23 protein-coding genes and 1 tRNA gene are annotated in these 16,203 nt (G+C 54.4%); 9 read left to right on the top strand and 15 right to left on the bottom strand.

The genetic code is table 11. The annotated features are described in order from the left end of the window. Window positions 1-10 precede the first annotated feature (10 nt). The 3 genes from BFQ04_RS09260 to BFQ04_RS09250 form a co-directional block, all read right to left on the bottom strand. The gene (locus BFQ04_RS09260) at window positions 11-337 is read right to left on the bottom strand and encodes an Arc family DNA-binding protein (protein ID WP_065950553.1); all 327 of its coding nucleotides are present in this window, start codon (window positions 335-337) and stop codon (window positions 11-13) included. Window positions 338-739: 402 nt separating this feature from the next. Next, window positions 740-919, bottom strand: a complete 180-nt coding sequence (locus BFQ04_RS09255) for a PA3371 family protein (RefSeq protein WP_065950552.1) — start codon at window positions 917-919, stop codon at window positions 740-742. Between the two features lie 11 nt (window positions 920-930). Next, window positions 931-1,158: a hypothetical protein gene (locus BFQ04_RS09250; RefSeq protein WP_065950551.1), complete on the bottom strand. Its 228-nt coding sequence runs from the start codon at window positions 1,156-1,158 to the stop codon at window positions 931-933. A gap of 321 nt (window positions 1,159-1,479) precedes the next feature. On the opposite strand from BFQ04_RS09250, the gene BFQ04_RS09240 reads away from it, so the two are divergent. Both BFQ04_RS09240 and BFQ04_RS09235 read left to right on the top strand, forming a co-directional pair. Continuing rightward, window positions 1,480-1,556, top strand: a tRNA-Arg gene (locus BFQ04_RS09240). Window positions 1,557-1,697: 141 nt separating this feature from the next. After that, window positions 1,698-2,519, top strand: coding sequence for a hypothetical protein (locus tag BFQ04_RS09235; protein WP_065895871.1), 822 nt, complete (start codon window positions 1,698-1,700; stop codon window positions 2,517-2,519). On the opposite strand, the gene BFQ04_RS09230 is transcribed toward BFQ04_RS09235, so the two are convergent. Beyond that, a complete protein-coding gene (locus BFQ04_RS09230; RefSeq protein WP_065895872.1) occupies window positions 2,497-3,114 on the bottom strand; it encodes a recombinase family protein in 618 nt (205 codons plus the stop codon). The two genes, BFQ04_RS09235 and BFQ04_RS09230, sit on opposite strands and share 23 nt — an antisense overlap. Before the next feature lie 183 nt (window positions 3,115-3,297). Between BFQ04_RS09230 and BFQ04_RS09225 the strand changes: the two genes are divergently transcribed. After that, complete coding sequence (locus tag BFQ04_RS09225; RefSeq protein WP_065950549.1) at window positions 3,298-4,506, top strand: hypothetical protein; 1,209 nt, start codon at window positions 3,298-3,300, stop codon at window positions 4,504-4,506. Between the two features lie 69 nt (window positions 4,507-4,575). Here the strand turns inward: BFQ04_RS09225 and BFQ04_RS09220 are convergent, their stop codons facing one another. From BFQ04_RS09220 to BFQ04_RS09200, 6 genes are all read right to left on the bottom strand, one after another. Next, on the bottom strand, window positions 4,576-5,007 hold the full coding sequence (locus BFQ04_RS09220) for a hypothetical protein (RefSeq protein ID WP_083217947.1): 432 nt from the start codon (window positions 5,005-5,007) through the stop codon (window positions 4,576-4,578). A 48-nt stretch (window positions 5,008-5,055) separates the two neighbouring features. Next, the gene (locus BFQ04_RS09215; protein WP_065950548.1) at window positions 5,056-5,667 is read right to left on the bottom strand and encodes a tail assembly protein; all 612 of its coding nucleotides are present in this window, start codon (window positions 5,665-5,667) and stop codon (window positions 5,056-5,058) included. Between the two features lie 8 nt (window positions 5,668-5,675). After that, entirely contained in the window at window positions 5,676-6,026 is a 351-nt protein-coding gene (locus BFQ04_RS09210) for a hypothetical protein (protein ID WP_065950547.1), read from the bottom strand. A gap of 67 nt (window positions 6,027-6,093) precedes the next feature. Further along, a complete protein-coding gene (locus BFQ04_RS09205) occupies window positions 6,094-6,927 on the bottom strand; it encodes a hypothetical protein (protein WP_065950546.1) in 834 nt (277 codons plus the stop codon). Between the two features lie 26 nt (window positions 6,928-6,953). Then, window positions 6,954-7,127, bottom strand: a complete 174-nt coding sequence (locus tag BFQ04_RS29640; RefSeq protein ID WP_175413267.1) for a hypothetical protein — start codon at window positions 7,125-7,127, stop codon at window positions 6,954-6,956. 430 nt (window positions 7,128-7,557) lie between these two features. Further along, complete coding sequence (locus BFQ04_RS09200; protein WP_065950545.1) at window positions 7,558-8,010, bottom strand: DUF2280 domain-containing protein; 453 nt, start codon at window positions 8,008-8,010, stop codon at window positions 7,558-7,560. A gap of 402 nt (window positions 8,011-8,412) precedes the next feature. On the opposite strand from BFQ04_RS09200, the gene BFQ04_RS29215 reads away from it, so the two are divergent. Beyond that, the gene (locus tag BFQ04_RS29215; RefSeq protein ID WP_139111908.1) at window positions 8,413-9,822 is read left to right on the top strand and encodes a hypothetical protein; all 1,410 of its coding nucleotides are present in this window, start codon (window positions 8,413-8,415) and stop codon (window positions 9,820-9,822) included. A 218-nt stretch (window positions 9,823-10,040) separates the two neighbouring features. Here BFQ04_RS29215 and BFQ04_RS09190 read toward each other — a convergent pair whose 3' ends face one another. Further along, entirely contained in the window at window positions 10,041-10,703 is a 663-nt protein-coding gene (locus tag BFQ04_RS09190; protein WP_065950543.1) for a DUF4145 domain-containing protein, read from the bottom strand. A gap of 289 nt (window positions 10,704-10,992) precedes the next feature. On the opposite strand from BFQ04_RS09190, the gene BFQ04_RS09185 reads away from it, so the two are divergent. The 4 genes from BFQ04_RS09185 to BFQ04_RS09170 all read left to right on the top strand — a co-directional run bounded on the left by BFQ04_RS09185 (window position 10,993) and on the right by BFQ04_RS09170 (window position 12,257). After that, the gene (locus tag BFQ04_RS09185; protein ID WP_065950542.1) at window positions 10,993-11,211 is read left to right on the top strand and encodes a hypothetical protein; all 219 of its coding nucleotides are present in this window, start codon (window positions 10,993-10,995) and stop codon (window positions 11,209-11,211) included. Between the two features lie 145 nt (window positions 11,212-11,356). Next, window positions 11,357-11,542, top strand: coding sequence for a hypothetical protein (locus tag BFQ04_RS09180; RefSeq protein ID WP_065950541.1), 186 nt, complete (start codon window positions 11,357-11,359; stop codon window positions 11,540-11,542). After that, window positions 11,539-11,802, top strand: coding sequence for a hypothetical protein (locus BFQ04_RS09175; RefSeq protein ID WP_065950540.1), 264 nt, complete (start codon window positions 11,539-11,541; stop codon window positions 11,800-11,802). The genes BFQ04_RS09180 and BFQ04_RS09175 overlap by 4 nt, the downstream gene beginning before the upstream one ends. Continuing rightward, window positions 11,799-12,257, top strand: coding sequence for a hypothetical protein (locus BFQ04_RS09170; protein ID WP_065950539.1), 459 nt, complete (start codon window positions 11,799-11,801; stop codon window positions 12,255-12,257). The genes BFQ04_RS09175 and BFQ04_RS09170 overlap by 4 nt, the downstream gene beginning before the upstream one ends. Window positions 12,258-12,362: 105 nt before the next feature. Here BFQ04_RS09170 and BFQ04_RS09165 read toward each other — a convergent pair whose 3' ends face one another. From BFQ04_RS09165 to BFQ04_RS09155, 3 genes are all read right to left on the bottom strand, one after another. Further along, entirely contained in the window at window positions 12,363-13,121 is a 759-nt protein-coding gene (locus BFQ04_RS09165; RefSeq protein WP_256544567.1) for a hypothetical protein, read from the bottom strand. Between the two features lie 157 nt (window positions 13,122-13,278). Continuing rightward, on the bottom strand, window positions 13,279-13,515 hold the full coding sequence (locus BFQ04_RS09160) for a helix-turn-helix domain-containing protein (protein ID WP_139111907.1): 237 nt from the start codon (window positions 13,513-13,515) through the stop codon (window positions 13,279-13,281). A 118-nt stretch (window positions 13,516-13,633) separates the two neighbouring features. Further along, window positions 13,634-13,837 carry a helix-turn-helix domain-containing protein gene (locus tag BFQ04_RS09155; protein ID WP_065950537.1) on the bottom strand — a complete coding sequence of 68 codons (204 nt, stop codon included), beginning with the start codon at window positions 13,835-13,837 and terminating at the stop codon, window positions 13,634-13,636. Between the two features lie 185 nt (window positions 13,838-14,022). Between BFQ04_RS09155 and BFQ04_RS09150 the strand changes: the two genes are divergently transcribed. Beyond that, entirely contained in the window at window positions 14,023-14,511 is a 489-nt protein-coding gene (locus tag BFQ04_RS09150; protein ID WP_065950536.1) for a hypothetical protein, read from the top strand. On the opposite strand, the gene BFQ04_RS09145 is transcribed toward BFQ04_RS09150, so the two are convergent. Continuing rightward, complete coding sequence (locus BFQ04_RS09145) at window positions 14,504-15,715, bottom strand: site-specific integrase (RefSeq protein WP_065950535.1); 1,212 nt, start codon at window positions 15,713-15,715, stop codon at window positions 14,504-14,506. The two genes, BFQ04_RS09150 and BFQ04_RS09145, sit on opposite strands and share 8 nt — an antisense overlap. Window positions 15,716-16,203 lie beyond the last annotated feature (488 nt).

Below are 16,203 nucleotides of genomic sequence, written 5' to 3'. Positions count from 1 at the left end.
CAAGTGTAAATCAATTGACTTCTGCGGCCGCCTCTACGTCGTGCGCGATCAGCGAAACGAGAGCATTTTGCTGGCGGTGGGAAAGCTGACGAAAACGCTGCAGCAGTTCGCGTTCGTGCAGTGACAGCTCCGGGCTGTCCAGACGCATGCTTAACTCTTCACCCAAGGCACCTTCCTGAATAAGGCTCTGTTCCAAGCGAGCGATGATTTCGGAGTTCATGCTGCGATGATGATTGCGAGCCACCTCGGCAATGCGTTCCCGCATTCCGTCTGGCAGACGTACGACGAACTTGTCAGCCGTACGGCTGGAATAAATTGCCTGTTTCAATGGGCGCATATATTTAACCGGTTAGTTCAGGGGAGCGGTTTCTGGAATTGGCCGCAAGATGAGTGTTAAGACAAGGCTCACGACCAAAGTTCAACCCGAATTGCAAAGAGGCCGCATCATGCCTCAGATTTGACATTTCCTTGGCGTCAATTCTGTGACAAATATTGAACCGCCTACAGGCTTTATGCCAGCACTGATTTGCGTTTTTGCGGACTGGTTGGAAAAGTTTTTGTGCGGATCGGGCATTCCTGATCCTCACGCGAACCTTATCCGGCATCGGACTGAAGGGCGCACACCGGAAGTAATATGGCCTTTTGCCCTCATCTATAAGGGTAGTGGCAGTTTGCTGATTTACTAGCGCGGGGCGACGTAAGGTAGGGAGAGGCTTGAGGTGAGATGAGGAGAGGAGGGCTAGCGCAACACCGGGTCGAATTTGATACGGCGACCGACGGCAAGCGACACGATCAGCAGGCAGCCGAACACAGCGCTGGCGATGAATGCGAGGGTTGCGTTTTCTTGCATACCGTTACTCAAGCCCAGGAGGACTGTCACAAGCGTCAGGCAAAGAAATAACCATGCAGATTTGGACATGAGTAGCGCTCTCAAAATACCCAGTGTTCGGATGCGGTGGCGGCTTGCGTGCCTTGGGTCAAGCGAATTGGTGATTGGGCATTGGCGGTCATCACTGCCAACTGTGGGCGTTGCTGCAGATGGTGGGGCACGGGTTGATTGATCTGAGCGGAGTCTTGCAAATCGGCAGGCTGGAAGTGAAAAGTTGCCAGCGCGGCCAGTGCCAATGCGTTCAGACCGAGCAAAAGGGCGCTGTTCATGATTTCTTCTCCGTATGCCTGTGTAAAATCGGTTTTGTAGAAGAACTATTGCAGCTCTCGTGCCAACCCATTAATTCAATATAAACAATAGCTTGCGGGTGAATCGAGGTTGTGGTTCATTGCAATTTGCAATGATGGCAATTTGCTGGGATGCAATCTGCACGATGGCGTAGGGCGCCCGAATGTAGTGTGTCGCCACACGCATGCGCATGCAGGATTGGCCTACGATCAAAAAGCCAACGGATGACATGACAAACTTTACCGTGGCCGTTAACATGCACGCCGTCCGTCGCTGAGCCTTTGGCTCGACGATCGCGACTTGTCCCAGTAGCTCAATTGGATAGAGCATCCCCCTCCTAAGGGGAAGGTTGGCCGTTCGAACCGGCCCTGGGACACCATATAAATCAGGCCTTTCAAGTCATGCCTCTCACAGAGTTATTTCTTCGTGACAGCAGGGTGACAGCAGGAGGTAAAAAGAAAGCCCCATTCAGGAGCACCTGGCGGGGCTTTTTCGTATTCACGGCGTATGGAAGATGCTGATGGAAAACCTGCTGGAGATGGTGTGGTCCGCGTTAAAGTCTGCCGTAACTCCGACCGTCCTTGTGCTTGCAATAGGCTTGCTTTGCAGGACATGGATTGCCGAAAAGTTAAAGGCAAGCGTTAAGCACGAGTACGATGATCGACTAGAGCAGCTCAAAGCTGAACTACGGGCTCAAGGCGATTCAAACCTCGCTATCTTGAAATCGGAAATTGATCGGCAAGCCGACAAGCTACGCATAGCGTCATCATCTTTTACAGAGGTCCAAAAGGCCACGATCCCGAAGAGAATTGAGGCGATCGAAGTGCTCTGGCTCGCGGTGCTGGAAGCGCGCGAGTTGTTCCCCGCGGGAATCAAGTTGTCTGATGTACTGGTGCGATCCGAGCTCTTAAAAATCTACCAAGGCCCATTAGGCGATGGATTGCGCAAGGTCGAACACGATTTGATGGTCAGGTTTTTTGGAAAAGTGGAAAACCACCGTCCATTCCTTGGTGAGGTCATCTGGGCTCTTTTCGCCACCTATCATGGAATGCTCGGAAGAGTTGTTTATCTCTTTCGGGAGGGTAGGGCCGAGCCCAACCGGCTCATCTGGTATGAGGATGAAAATATTTACTCCCTGATCCATGCGGCGCTAGGGCCAGTGGTGCTGGATGAATTCAAGCGCCAGCCCCACTCCCGATTGCGCTGGCTTAACCTCCAATTCGATAAGCAGTTGTTCCAAGCATTCGATCAATTGCTCAGCGGGCAAGATTTTGGGTCGGCAGCGCTTCGTCATGCTGAAGCAACCCTAGTTGCCGTCTCTAAGGCAGAGTCGCGTCCCTAATCCTGAGTACTGTGGTGGTCGAGCAGTTGGCGTGCCGGGCCGTCGCGCGAATGCCCAGGCCGGCGCCGAGCAACTCGGTCACGCGTTTGTGCAGATCGGCGTCCACCGGGCGCCCCTGGTACTTGCCGGCGGCCTTGGCTTTCTCGATGCCCTGGGCCTGCCGGTCGCGGCGCTGCTCGTAATCCTTGCGCGCGATCGCCGCCATCATTTCCACCAGCATTGAGTTGATTGCCCCAAGCATCCGTCCGGTGAACTCGTCGCCCTTCGTGTCCTGCATTCCCTGGTGACTGGTCGGCAGGTCGAGCGCGACGATGCGCAGCCCCTTGGAGTCGATCGCGGCCTTGAGCTTTTGCCAATCCTCCGCCGGGAGGCGGGATAGCCGGTCGATGGATTCCACCAGCAGCACGTCACCCTTACGTGCATCTTTCAGCAGGCGCAGCAGCTCCGGCCGGTCGGCGGTGGCGCCGCTGGCGTTCTCTAGGTACACGCTGGCGATGACCTTGTTATGGTCGCTGGCGAACTGCTCGAGCGAGGCGCGGGCGCGGCCTGCGTCTTGCTCTTCGGTGGAGGCTCGGAGGTATGCGCGAATGAACATCATGGGTGCCTGTATCAGTTAGGGCGTTCTACTAATACTGTTGCACTTTGGGTGTTACTTATCAAGCGAAAAGCCCGAGAAAGGCAAAATAAGCCTGTATCTGGATAGGCATACCTTATTGTTTCGTGGACAAGATGATGGCGAAACAGTAGCTTTTGGACGACATAACAACGAGCTATCACCATGACTCGAGCTTCTTACGACCAAGACCCGCTGCGGGCATCAGTCCAGCGCATCCTAGATATGCGCAAAATGTCAGAGTTTTCGAGCGAAGCCGTAGCATTGAATGAAGGCTACTCATTCGCCCGTGATAAGGTTTTTGCTATTGCTCAGGTTCTCCAAGAGCTCCTCGATAAGACGCCTGCGGAACTCACAAGCGCTGGCGGGTTGAGTGCGCTGAATAGCCATATTCAGGCCCCAATTGCTGAGCTGGTTGCATTTGTCAGCAACGGGAATCCTGGCCATATCGTTAACGCATCGTCGCAGCTAGACCAAAATATAATGTCTGCTTTTTGGGCATTCACTCCACAGCTCCAAGGAAGTGCAAAAAATACCTTTCCTGCCTTGCTCAGGGCGCAAGCCGAGTTTTCGGAAGGCGTGATACAGGAGCTGACTAAGACTAGAGATAAATTAGAGAGCGAGCTGGTAGAACTCGTCGAAAAGGGTGGGATTCTTTCCAAGAAGCTTGATGAGGCCACTGATAATGCAGCCAAGGAGCGTGCGGAGGCTTCTGCCGCGGTTGCCAAGCTGGAACAGACGTTCACCCAGGCGGAAGGTGCCCGCCAGTTAGCTTTTGATACTGCTATGGCAGAGCAGCAAAAAATACACAAGGATGAATTGGAGCTCCAGGCGTACGTTGCGTCAAAGACTCTTGGCGAGCTCAACGGTTTCCGGGAGGATGCCGCTCGCATAGTGCAAGTGGTCGGCAATATTGGGGTAACTGGCAATTACCAGCGAATCGCAAATAGTGAGGGCGAAAGTGCAAACTTCTGGCGATGGGTTACTGTGGCAATTTTTGGAACAGGCATTGCGATCGCAATGGCCACGTTCTATAAATTTTGGCACGAGCCATTTTCACAAGATACTGCGGTATCCGTGCTCATTCGCTTGTTCTACGCCATCGTCATAACGTCACCAGCAATCTACACCGCGCGTGAGTCTGCTAGGCATCGCACCAATGCCGATAGAGCCAGGCAGACAGAGCTTGAGCTCGCATCAATTGGGCCATTCATTGAGCTACTACCAGAAGACAGCAAGGTTGCGATCCGCACCGGTCTAACAACAAGCTATTTCGGCCGGACTACGGAGCCGCATACTGCCAGCAGTCCGCTGGATCCGGAACACTTCAAGAATCTGGTTGAGATGTTAAAGGCGGTGAAACCGAGCTCATAAAGCAGACTGGTGAAAACGCCATAGCGTGTAGATTTCTACACACTATGTTGTTTCCGACACGGTTGCAGGTCAAAGAGAGGTGGGGCGGATATCCAGGCCGACATTCGTGTCGCCACCGATCCGGAAGCGCTTTGTTTGCCCGGCTTTTAAAATGGTGGCTTGCTCCTTGAGCGATCCTGACCAACTACACGTACCCGATCCACGCTCATCGGCTCCCAGGCCTACCAAGTGTTCGCCAGGCTCCACGTAAAGGCTGACCACTTCACCTGTATCGATCCTGGCGACGGCACGTCCGTCGATGTGAACAGCAACGAAGCATCCGCCACTGACGAAGCCGGTATCGCGCGCGATCTGAATGGTCGAGTACGGATCTGCAGGCTTCTTCCCGAAAGCCGTAATCCTATCACCAGGGACCGGCCTGGCCTGGTCGAACGGTACGGGGGTTGTAGAACATCCGCTCAACAGGGCAACTAGAGCTGCAACAACGGTAATTTTCAGCATGAGAGCTCCTTTCCATGAGGCGGCCACTTTAGCACCGCCGCAGGAGGCCTACATCTGGTCTTCGGCATAGATGGCTGCGCTGATGATCGCACCACCCCACCGTCGATGGCCGCAACACAGCGGGACCGGGTTGCCGGAAGCTGTGGTGTTCTTCGCCGATCCGAACGCATATCCGGCCACGTTCTCCGGCGCCGCGCTAGTCTTGAGCCCTCCGGCCTGAGGGCTGAGCATTTGGATTACCCCGCCCAGAGCGAGAGACGCGCCCATCATCATCATCCCTGACGTAAAAGGCGTGGCCGTTCCGCCAGAAGCGTAAGTAAGCACTGCACCGACCGCGAGCAGTACAACGCCGACGATAGTTTGTAGAACGCCACCTCGTTTACTCCCGACGATAACAGGCGAGATGATGATGTCGCCGGTGCCTTGGTATTCCAACTCCTTTGCGCCAATATTTTTCTTGCCGCGAAACACGGCAAACTCCAAACCGCGGGACTTAGCATTTGAGATAAAGCGCTCAAGGCCTGGAATCTGCACACATAATGCCTTGATGGCTTCGGCAGGCGAGCGAACGGCCAGGTGGTATACCTTTCCGAACTGCCGGAGCTGGCCATAGAGCTTAATTGTGGTGAGCGGGGCGTATTCGATTGCTGTAGCGGCCATGGGGTCTCCTATGGATTGGTGTTGGTGGATGGGGCGGGCAGCCCAAGACGAATGGCGAGCACTGCGCGCGACATAAGCGCCTGATCGATGGTCAATTGCTCCTGGCGCGGGTCGTAGTTCCACACCCGGTTGTAGATCGCCTCGCTGGCCCGGGCGCCGCGGAATGTCCCCCTCAGCAGGTCGGCCGAAACCCTGGCCTCATCCTCAGTGAAGAAGGGGCCGTCGACGGTTACCTGTTGGCCACCACTGACGTGCTGGACCTCCCACACCGTGTAGCCGGCATCCGGCCCCTGGATCAGCTCGTAGGGTTTGAATTTCTGCGTTTTGCACGCCTCGGTGAAGCGCTCTTGAAAGGTCATTGTTTTCACACTCCAGGTCTGCCGTTGATCGGCGCTAACAATGCTTGCGTAGCGCACAGATGGGCAGTTAGGCGGCTTCGGATTGTTCTGTATCTGCTTTAGCTGAAGGGCGAGAGGGCATCTTGGCCAGCCATTCGCGAAGCGCTACCGAGCCTTCACAGCCGGACTTCCATTTTTCAAATCGACCGGTGTAGCCGTTCGAATTAGCAACCATCCCACTGAGTGCAACGCCGGCATTGGAAGCGGTAGCTAACACGTCGTCGTAGACCGCAAGCATTTGCTTGAGCTCTTCAATGTCCTCGGCGCGCGATGCGGCAATGCCGGCGCGCGACAAGCTCTCGGCGACCTCTGGAGAAAGTCCGGAAAGCATTGGGTTTGCCCGGAGCACTGCCTCTACGATGTCGGGATGGTTACCGGCGCGCGCCTCAGTGATCAATGTGCGGCGCTCTTCAGGGCTGAGCCCTCGCACGATGGCTCGAAGCTCTTGGTCAGCAAGGAAGCCAACCACATCAGAGCTTGAGCGAGGCGTAACCGGCGCAAAGCCCTCGGCGACAGTTTGGGCTAACGCGAGCATATCCTTGGCAACCTTTTCCATGGCGGGCATGAGCGCTGGTGCGATGCAATCGATCTGCTCCTTGCCCATACGCTCTACGGCAGAGGCGTTCAGGTCCTTGTTATTGCGAACCGAGAGAATTTCCTCGCCGATGTCTTTGAAGGTCTCCAGTGCCAGACCCTGCAGATGGCGCACCGACTTGAGCAGGCCGCCGGCTTGCCAGGTGCACTTAGTGCCGTCTGGGCGCTGAATGCCAAATGTGCGGCCTTCGATATGAGCGTGGTCGTATTCGGAATAGTGAAGGTTGGCCAATCCAACCTTGAGTACGGAGCGTTTGCCGATTTTCATTGAGTTACCTTTGATGTGTGGGCCGATTAAGCGTCGACGTGAAGCGGGCGGTTCTCAACAAGCGCGATCAGCAGAGCGCTTGCCTGAACGCTTCCATGTTCGGCGGCCGAACGCAGGCGAGCCCACGCGGCATTGATTTCGGCGCGGGTGGGTTTGGCTTGTGGGCCACGGGGTTTGGTGGTGCTGGCGCTGACTGACATGATCAATCCTCTGTGAGCTGTTGAAAGCCTTGCAAAGCTCACATTAGGCAGTATCTGGCTGCATATCCAGTTCTTTTAGGGTGCACCTCAGGTGCTACACGTAACGGGATTGAACGGGACTGAAAGAGCTGGTTTTGGCAGGGCTGGAGAGGAGGAATTTGTTGCATTAAGTCGGTGGCAGCCAAAATGATACAGGGCCGGATTTCCGGCTCAGTCAGACCTCAGATTGAGGATGGAGCGGGGAGGGCTGACGTCCCATTTCGGTAGGTCAGGTTCCCGCGCCACGTTTGCGAGATTTGAAAACGTGGCGCGGATTTGATGTGTCCAGCTTTGGACGCATCTCGGTATTCGCTGAGCGGTCGTCGAGCAGTCGTCGAATGGTCGTCGATATGTTCACCACCGGTGGTGGAATACCTGCTCCGACCTGCTGTCAGGATCCCTTGTGCGGCGCCAGTACGAATTCAACCGCCACGCGGTCTGCGGGCTCGGCTTGGCCGGCGCCAGTCTTGGCCCTGCGGCTAATGTAGATGTCCCCGCACTCCTTGGCCGCCTGCTCCATCAGCTTCATTGCCATCACCAGGTGCCCGCGCGCCTCGGCCTCTTCAAGCATCCGCCCAAGCGCGCGCAGTCTCATGGATCGGTTAGCGATCGGCTCCTTGACCACCTCAGACCGGAAACCGGCCCTGGTGTCTTCGAACAGCGTCACCCAGCGCTTTGCCAGGCCCTTGCTGCTCTTGCGTGTCGGGTCATGGGTCTCGACCTGCTGGCGCGACACGATTACGCCGAAGCCATCCTTAACGGCGGTCGCGACCTGTGAAGGCGAGTCGAAGCACGCCAGGGACTGGACGATGAAGGCTTTGATTTCGTTGTTAAGCGCGGCCATGGGCTGGAATCTGTCTAGGGTCTGTCAAGAATTCTCATGGTTGCCCACGTGGCGCGCAATGGCAATGCCCCACGTATGCATCACCAGCACCTGGTAACGATCAGGTAACGCTGGGACCGATACCGGCCAGTCAGACGATACGGACCGAATCGGATCATTTGGTCTGTTTCACCATATCGTTTCGGGGGCCTGGATGATCGGAAACCACTCCCGATCTGGCTGTGTGACACGTCAGTCTTGCAGGAATGTTTTTCGTCAGTGCTCCCAAGCAGCATTCCTTTGTCGTTGCAGTATGCAAATTAGGCCTCAACAGCACAAAAAAGCTCATTTAGTGATGGCATATTGAAATCAAATCATAATATTCTAAACCGGCACGCCATAAATCCAAGAAAGGGAGTTTCTATGCAATTTTTCTCAACCGATTTTCCTTTGAAGACGGGTACTGCCCAGCTAGACATTCTGTCTGAGTGTGTAAATTGGGTGACCGACTCACCTCACACAAAATTTGCTCAAGAAGATCTAGCGCAATATGTTGAACAAAAGGACTTCAAAGTTTCAATAAAGGGCGAGTCTATTGACTTTGAATGGGTTGCTGATACTGAATATACTATATCTTCATTTATTTATTCAAAGTCTGATCGTAATTATAAGTGGGTAACTGTAGTAAACTTTTTGGTTTTAAATCATACCGATGAGGTTTGGGTAAATATAAAAACATACTGTAATTCAATTTCTGCTGCTGCTGTCGTGCCACCAATTAAAAAGCCTGTACTGATAATTAGGCTTATAGACCGATTTGGTGGTGGCAGGGATGGCGCTATTACTTTGTCACATGAGGCTTTTGATTTAGGGCAAAGCGACTTGGATGTTGCTTCTAAATTGATATTGGGTGATTGTGATAACAGACTTCCAATTGTTTATCTAAGCCGTTCTCATAATGACTATCTTCCGGTTATTCCGCAGCGGCTAGCACGTAAACTATGTGGTCTGGCTCATGTCTTCGTCGAGCCGAACAGGCAGTTTTCGCAAGCACTCAGGCCCTTAGTGAAGTCGCGTAACGTATATGGCGGAGTCATTGGAGTTTATTGGCCTAATGACGGTGGAGTGAAAACGTACCGCCGAACGTCGGAAATGAGCACGGCCAAGGACTTTGAGGATGTGATATTCCTTGATGTAAGCGAGTTACTCTCCAAACGTATTCCCTTGCGGAGATGCACGCGCGAGGCCGTGGTGGAGACGAAAAACCGAATCGCCATCGATGAACTGAAGAAGCGTGGCTCTGCTGATCTAAATGAATATTCGGAGCTCTTTGATCAGGATCTTAAAGCGAAAGAGGACGAAATTGAGACTCTCAAGTCAGAGGTTTCAAGGCTTCAGGGTGTTTCTAAGCGCCTTCGTGCCCAAACTCCTATTCAGGGCGGTATAAGGTTATCGACCGGCGATGAGGATGACTTTTTTACAAATGAAATAATAGGCGTGGTCCTTGATGGGCTGCTTGATTATCGAACACGGGTTCATGAGGGAAGCCGTAGACAGCATATAATTGATGCTTTGATAACTCAGAATGTTATTGAGCGGGAGTCAGCATCAATTGCCTCAAAATTGAAAGAGACCTTGAGAGGGTATAGAGAGATGACTCAGAAAGTGCGCTCAAAACTTCAAGAGCTTGGATTCGAAATTTCCGAAGATTCTAAACATTGCAGGTTACTATATCAAGGCGATGAGCGATATACGTTTACACTGCCGAAAACGGGCAGTGATAATCGAGGTGGTCTGAATGCAGGCTCCGACATGATTAAAAGCTTCTTATGAAATAGTATGTTTCTGCGCTTAGGAGTGGCGCCCCTAAGTGCATGACCGTCCGATGTATACCAGTCAATCTTACGTAATACTGCCTCAATGGCTGAGGAGTTCGAAAAGTGGGCCCTAGACCAACTGACCAAGGATGCAATCTCAGCAATATCCGCCGGTGCCGATCCGCGACAGGTGATCAGGCAGCTGAGATTATAACGCCCATTCCGTCCGAGAGCTCATTGCAGGGCCATAGCCAAGAATCTCTCAACGTCGTCAATCATCCCCTTCACCTCTGCAGCCGTAAATTCTTCCGGCTTGCCATGAGCCGCGCTGTTGCGAGTTCCTGCCAAGGCCGTGATTCGTTTTTTCTGAGTGGCGTTGTAAACGTTCGCTCTAGCCAGATCGTCATTCATTTTGTTGAGGCTGCCCTGCTCTATCCCGTGCGCTGTACATAGATCGCGCAGGGTCGTCTCAAGCACAACTCCTGCAATGACTGCTGCAGCTGTTGCATACCCAGATTTGAGCAGCTCCTCGGCTTGCTCCAGTTCGCTGGTGAACACTTCTGCCTGCACCAGGTTGCGAACGCTGTTGAGGTAGCCACCTTCATAATCTTCTTTGGCTGCCAGAAAGACGGCCTTAACGCGCTGAAGCGTTTCGAAATTGTTTGAGTAGGGGCGCGGCTTCTCTGCTTCGACGAAAGCGGACAAATGATACGATTTTTCGCCACACGCATTTGATAAAAGCGACTTCGCTTTGACAGTCCAGTTGAGAATTAGGTCGGCGTTAATGTGCGGGTATGGGGATCCGCTCAGAGCGCCTTGCTCCATCCGCTTGGTCGCCTCGATAGCTTCGAGTTGCACCTCAAGTTCGCCGAACCGTTTTTCCAAAAGCCTCGTCATGTTCAATTCCCTTTCCGTCTTGGCGATTTTTCTGCATCGATACTCGCTTGCCTCCCTGTGTATTAGCAATAGCGCTGAATTTCCTAGCTGGTGTTGATTGTGGGAGCGGAACCCTTTTACGACTCCCTCGCAAAACTACCGGGATTTCAGTAGAGGCCACGCGAACCCTTGTTACCTCGGCCGTGCAGATACCCCAGATTTGGGGGATGCAATTATTTTGCACACTCTCTTGCGTTACCGGTAATGCCGTGGCAGTATGATTTCACGTTACCGGTAATGAGGAGTTCAGATGGCAGACAAACCCGAAAGCCCGAACACGTTGCGCCAGCGAGCATTCAAGGAGCGTCAGAAAGCAGGGGGCTACAAGAACACCACGGTGTGGATTCACACTGAGACGGAGCAGGAAGGCAAGCAGGCGGCACGCGATGGGAAGCCACTTGAGCCAATGGAGTCGAAAGACCCCTTGAGTTGGGCGGCAGGCTGGATCAGCGAGAAGAGTAAGCATTAGATACGGGGAAATCCCGTATGTCGATCGGCTTAAGCCGTAGCCAATTGAATCGATGGTCCAGATTTGGGCCATCTCAAAAGAGGTGCCAACCCGGTGTGCAACCACCGGGCCGGCTATCGCACGACACTACTTGAAGGTGAACGTCATGCAATTTAAACAGAATACCATCCAAATTCTGGATGCGCGCGGCCAGATCATCGCCACCATGGCGCTGCCGGCCAATATCAAGCTCACTGAGCTGGCCCCGTTGAAGATCCTGGGCGACATCAGCTTTAAGGTTCTGCCGGGCGCCGCCCCGTCACGCGGAATCTGCTTGGGGGCTTTCGTATGAGCGCCCAGGCCCGCACCATCCAAGAAGTCGCCCATGACGCGCTTGAGGACCTCGAAAGCGCTCAGATCGCCTTACGCAAGGTTGAGGCGGTTCTCTATGCCGCTCTGGCAGACAAGGGCACCAGTCAGCACGTTCGTAACTTGCTAGACGTTGCATGGAGCTTGGCCGCTGACGGCGCCAACGCCGCCGACTGCGACCGCGAGCAAATCGCCGCCGCGCTGGCCGGGTGTGTTGCGCTGGGCGCCGGGGGTGACCAATGAGCCGCTCCTACAAGGCAATCGCCGAGACCGCCACCAGTGATCTGTACGAAGCGCAGGCAGCACTAGACAACATGCACGCAATCTTCACGCTGATGCTCCAGCACTTCCCCGAAGACAGTACCGGCAACGCTTTCGCGCAACTCGGCATCCTCGAGTCGAATGACTGGTCCACGAAAATTTATCAGTGGTGCGAGTGCATGGAAAACGAGCTGGATGACGCGAACGAGGAGGCGGCCGTGGCGATTTCTGCCGAGCGGGCACACGCTACCCGGTGGTGGACGCACTTGAACGAGATGCGGCGCCGCAAAGAGCTGCCGGAGTGGGTAGCGGCGGGCATCGGCACGCATGATGAGCACGATCTGATGCTTGAGAGCCGGAAGGCCGTCAATCAAGCCCTGTTCGGCTCAGATGACCTGGGCGGGGATCAGCAATACCGCGCGGTGGTGTTGGAGTAGGACTGACAAGCAAAGAAACCTTCGCAGCATCAAGGGCACTTCCCCGAAACAGGGTGGTGCCCTTTTTTCATTTGTTGGCCGTTGGTGCTTTCTCAGCAAAGCAGATCAGGTCGAAGTGTATGCCTCCAACCACTCATCAACACTCTGCTCCTGGGGTGGCTTAAGGGTTTGTATGGGGGAGCAAATACTTATCTTGTTACCGTACTCCCTTATTACCTTGTTTCCGTGGTTTTCAGCGCACGTAGTTGAATTCGGCTGAAACCCTTGTAGCTCGTGGTCTGTAGCAGTTTCGTTGTGACCTGAGATTGTGCCCTTCTTGTGCCCTCCTTGTGACTTAGTTGTGCCCTCCTTGTGCCCTAGAATCGCCGATCGAGCTTGATCAGCAGCGATGGTCGCGTGCCGGATTGACTGCACGTCAAGGCGCTCATTGGTTACGCTGCCCGTCAGTAAGAAACTGGATAGCTTGCCCATGCATTTGTGGAACCGCTGCATCCGATCTGGCATCTGCAAACCCATGGACGCCCAGAACTTGTAGAAGTGGCTCCGTTCACCTACGCGGAACTCGCCAGCAGGAAGAGGATCACCGGCCTTGCCGCCCGCCGTGGTCCGCTTTCGAGCCAGGTCCACGTTGAATATGGCGTATGCGGGTTCACCTGTGATTACCGATGCGAAAATTAGAGTCAGGCCCGCAGCTCTGCGCTTTCCGTAGTGACCAGTGCGGTGTCCCACGTACTCGTAGGCGTCAATGCCGGCCGCAACCAATATCGATCGGCAGATCTCTCGCGCATTGGCATTCATCCATTCAGCCGGCACGGGCTTGCCGCTCGCCGGTTGAATGGCGAGCTGCCCACGCTCAATGCTCACCGCGTCGCCACGGCGAAGTAGTTTTGTGGCTAGGCATTCCACTGAATCGACCTCAGCGTAACTCGGCTGGATAACCAGCGGGCCGAAGCCCACAAGCAGCTCACAGGAAGACGCAAGAGGTCGCCGCAAATCTGCGGAGACCTCTGCGAACTCTGGATTACAACGCTTCGCGCATCAGGATGTATTTCGCGACGCGGTGAGGTGGCCGGCCTGGCTCGGTGGACTGGTGCGTCCAATAGGTGCGGATCTCATGACCCTTTTTCCTGAGGCGGCGGATGGTGTTGGGGGGCTGGACGATATCCAGGTCCTTGGCGGCTTCGATGGTCGACACCGGCCCGTTTCGCAGGGCCTCTATCATCTTGCGGTCTTGCTCAGTTGAAGAATGGCGTGTCATAGTTTGCCCTTCACGTTGGTGCTATCCAGTGTGTTTTCGCTAAGGCGGTGTTCGAGCACCGCCTTGGCAACCTCTCGCGCAGCCATGCGCAACCCCCAATCCTTATTCTTTTCGCACTTCACCGTGCGCCGACCTTTGCTGCGCGCTCGATAAAAGCCTTCAGCTCGGATGCCAGTGCCAGGCGTCGGCGGCCGATTTTGAAAGTTTTGAGTTCACCTTGAGCTATCAGCTCGTAGGTGGCCGAGCGCGAGATACCCAGAATGCGGGCAGATTCTTCGACGCTCACCGACAGCGGCGCCATTTGTTGCTGTGCTTGTTCCATGGTGGTCTCCCAAAAAACGAAGCCGGAGAGGCGTCGTGTTTCGCTAGCCTACATCGCGGAAAACTATTCTTGCAAGCAAAAGCTAAATCGACTCGTACTCGCATGGATTGACAGAGGTTTGCGCGTCGCGCAAGCTGTGGCAATAAGGTCAGCTAGGCTGACCTCATCAGAGCAGATGGAAATGTATGGCCACTAAGACAAGTAAGCGGACTGGCGAATCGAGCACCACGGTAGCCGTGGGCATTAGGATTGATCCAAAAATTAAATTTGCTCTTGATATAATGGGCCGACTGCAGAAGCGCTCTCTAACCGCAGTGATTGAATGGGCGATTTCCCAGGCAATTGCGCATCAAAATGTGGACGGTTCGAAAGCTGCGCTTGGTGAGGTAATTGACGGGATTTGGTCTACCGACGAGTCGATAAGGTTTGTAAAGCTCTGTTTTGATTTGCCCCAGGCGCTGACTTACGACGAGCTACGGACGTGGGAAACGATAAAAGTGAGCCCGGTTTTTTGGATTGCGGATGAGGCGGGTTACTACGAGGTCAACCGTGAATCTATATCGTTGGATGCGGTAAGTATGGGGTGGAGTTCTTTGCTAACCCATGTTGAAAAACATAAAATGCACTCTACCGTCGTCCCAATGCGCGATCTCGATTACGTTCCTTTTAAATAAGCTCCACCGCAGCAGCCTTTGTGCCTGGCGCCAGATGTGCATAGCGCAAAGTCATCTTGATATCGGCGTGCCCCAGCAGATCCCGTACCGTGTTGAGCGGTACGCCAGCCATTACCAGGCGTGAAGCGAAGTCGTGCCGCATATCGTGCCAGCGGAATCCGTCGATTTGTGCCCGCTCAAGCAACTTGAGCCAGGCGCTTTTGACGTCCTCAAAGCGACTGCCGCCCTGACCTGGGAAGACATACGGCGACTTGCTCGCCTGCTTCTTCCAGGCTTCCAGCACACCTATAGTCTCCTTGTTCATCGGGATGTGGCGCGTATCGCTTGTCTTGGTGGTGGCCCCGGCGACTGTGATTGTCTTCGTGTCGAAGTTCACCGCTGACCATTTCAAGTCAAATAGCTCTCCGCGCCTCATGCCTGTATTCAACGATACCAACACCATTGGCTTCAGGTGATCGGTGAAGGCCAGTTCCAGCAGGCTTGGCATCGGCTCTCTGTGGCGATCCGTCCGCCAGGCGTTTGCACTCTCGCGATCGGCCCTCATTTCATCCTGTCGAGCGTCCAGGGCAGCGCGTAGACGCTTGGTCTCGTCGGCAGCCAGGTAGCGAATCACCCCCTTTGAATCGACTTTGAGCTGTTTCAGTTTGGCCAGAGGGTGCTCATCGATGTAATCCCACTCGACCGCCCGGCTGAATACTCCGCTGATAGAGCCCATTTTCCGGTTGACTGTGGAGGGCTTGTTGCCGGCCTGCATCCATCCTGTGCGGATCTGCTCCAAGTCTCGTCCGGTGATCGCGTCCAGGCGCTGGGCCATGATCGGGTCGAAGTTATTACTGAGGGTGTGCTGCGTCTTCTCGTGGCCTTTGTGATGAGCCTTGAACCACGGCATATAGGTGTCGTCGATGAAGTCGCGCAGAGAGGGCAGGGCTGACCCCTTGCGGCCCTGGGCGATGGCCAGGGGCTCGCCATGGGCGTGCGCATCGGCTAAGTACTGGGCGGCCTCGGTTCGGGCTTGGTCAAGAGTAAGCACGCCGACACGCCCGAGGGTGGCGTTCTTGTTTCGGCCCCAGGTGACCATGTAGGACTTGTGACCGCTGGGCAGCACGCGAATGAAGAAGCCGGGTTGCACTGTGTCATGCACACGGTATGCTTTCGCCTCGGCGGCTAGGCTGCCAATTAGCTTCTGAGTGATTTTGGATTTCAAGAGTTCGTCCGTGACAGCAGGATGGCAGCAAAATGCACTATACCGCTCGATGTTCACGTACTCAATGGGACTAAAAGGCCCATTAATACTGGCCTTGTGGCTGTGTCTGTTGGGTCGAAATTGACCCTCCTAAGGGGAAGGTTGGCCGTTCGAACCGGCCCTGGGACACCATCTCCTTCGCTTTATCTTATTGGCGTTCGCCATACGTAATACCCTCGCTCGCTCCCTCAGCCTCGCCATGATCTCTCCCGAAAAGCGGGGGGTTGTCTTCAGCTGGTTGGTCCGCAAACTACCGCTTCTGATACGCCTTGGTTGTTCATCTATATAGAAGGGCGGCGACCTTGAAGGAAATCTCCATTTTTTTGGATTAAGCGCTTGACGCCCTTGGTGAGTTCTGTAGAATTCGCCTCCCGCTTACGAGAGATCGCAAGCGCAAGTGGTTGAAGTTGTTGAAGAAATCTTCGAAAACTTCTGAAAATAACCGCTTG

It is taken from the genome of Pseudomonas sp. 37 R 15 (assembly GCF_900004865.1).
GTDB lineage: Bacteria > Pseudomonadota > Gammaproteobacteria > Pseudomonadales > Pseudomonadaceae > Aquipseudomonas > Aquipseudomonas fluorescens_AM.
This window is presented reverse-complemented; position numbering and strand designations above follow the sequence as displayed.

What these genes read in the sequence shown, in the direction of transcription:
- BFQ04_RS09260 (WP_065950553.1), bottom strand. Translation starts at nt 337, where the DNA reads ATGCGCCCATTGAAACAGGCAATTTATTCCAGCCGTACGGCTGACAAG.
- BFQ04_RS09255 (WP_065950552.1), bottom strand. Translation starts at nt 919, where the DNA reads ATGTCCAAATCTGCATGGTTATTTCTTTGCCTGACGCTTGTGACAGTC.
- BFQ04_RS09250 (WP_065950551.1), bottom strand. Translation starts at nt 1,158, where the DNA reads ATGAACAGCGCCCTTTTGCTCGGTCTGAACGCATTGGCACTGGCCGCG.
- BFQ04_RS09235 (WP_065895871.1), top strand. Translation starts at nt 1,698, where the DNA reads ATGGAAAACCTGCTGGAGATGGTGTGGTCCGCGTTAAAGTCTGCCGTA.
- BFQ04_RS09230 (WP_065895872.1), bottom strand. Translation starts at nt 3,114, where the DNA reads ATGTTCATTCGCGCATACCTCCGAGCCTCCACCGAAGAGCAAGACGCA.
- BFQ04_RS09225 (WP_065950549.1), top strand. Translation starts at nt 3,298, where the DNA reads ATGACTCGAGCTTCTTACGACCAAGACCCGCTGCGGGCATCAGTCCAG.
- BFQ04_RS09220 (WP_083217947.1), bottom strand. Translation starts at nt 5,007, where the DNA reads ATGCTGAAAATTACCGTTGTTGCAGCTCTAGTTGCCCTGTTGAGCGGA.
- BFQ04_RS09215 (WP_065950548.1), bottom strand. Translation starts at nt 5,667, where the DNA reads ATGGCCGCTACAGCAATCGAATACGCCCCGCTCACCACAATTAAGCTC.
- BFQ04_RS09210 (WP_065950547.1), bottom strand. Translation starts at nt 6,026, where the DNA reads ATGACCTTTCAAGAGCGCTTCACCGAGGCGTGCAAAACGCAGAAATTC.
- BFQ04_RS09205 (WP_065950546.1), bottom strand. Translation starts at nt 6,927, where the DNA reads ATGAAAATCGGCAAACGCTCCGTACTCAAGGTTGGATTGGCCAACCTT.
- BFQ04_RS29640 (WP_175413267.1), bottom strand. Translation starts at nt 7,127, where the DNA reads ATGTCAGTCAGCGCCAGCACCACCAAACCCCGTGGCCCACAAGCCAAA.
- BFQ04_RS09200 (WP_065950545.1), bottom strand. Translation starts at nt 8,010, where the DNA reads ATGGCCGCGCTTAACAACGAAATCAAAGCCTTCATCGTCCAGTCCCTG.
- BFQ04_RS29215 (WP_139111908.1), top strand. Translation starts at nt 8,413, where the DNA reads ATGCAATTTTTCTCAACCGATTTTCCTTTGAAGACGGGTACTGCCCAG.
- BFQ04_RS09190 (WP_065950543.1), bottom strand. Translation starts at nt 10,703, where the DNA reads ATGACGAGGCTTTTGGAAAAACGGTTCGGCGAACTTGAGGTGCAACTC.
- BFQ04_RS09185 (WP_065950542.1), top strand. Translation starts at nt 10,993, where the DNA reads ATGGCAGACAAACCCGAAAGCCCGAACACGTTGCGCCAGCGAGCATTC.
- BFQ04_RS09180 (WP_065950541.1), top strand. Translation starts at nt 11,357, where the DNA reads ATGCAATTTAAACAGAATACCATCCAAATTCTGGATGCGCGCGGCCAG.
- BFQ04_RS09175 (WP_065950540.1), top strand. Translation starts at nt 11,539, where the DNA reads ATGAGCGCCCAGGCCCGCACCATCCAAGAAGTCGCCCATGACGCGCTT.
- BFQ04_RS09170 (WP_065950539.1), top strand. Translation starts at nt 11,799, where the DNA reads ATGAGCCGCTCCTACAAGGCAATCGCCGAGACCGCCACCAGTGATCTG.
- BFQ04_RS09160 (WP_139111907.1), bottom strand. Translation starts at nt 13,515, where the DNA reads ATGACACGCCATTCTTCAACTGAGCAAGACCGCAAGATGATAGAGGCC.
- BFQ04_RS09155 (WP_065950537.1), bottom strand. Translation starts at nt 13,837, where the DNA reads ATGGAACAAGCACAGCAACAAATGGCGCCGCTGTCGGTGAGCGTCGAA.
- BFQ04_RS09150 (WP_065950536.1), top strand. Translation starts at nt 14,023, where the DNA reads ATGGCCACTAAGACAAGTAAGCGGACTGGCGAATCGAGCACCACGGTA.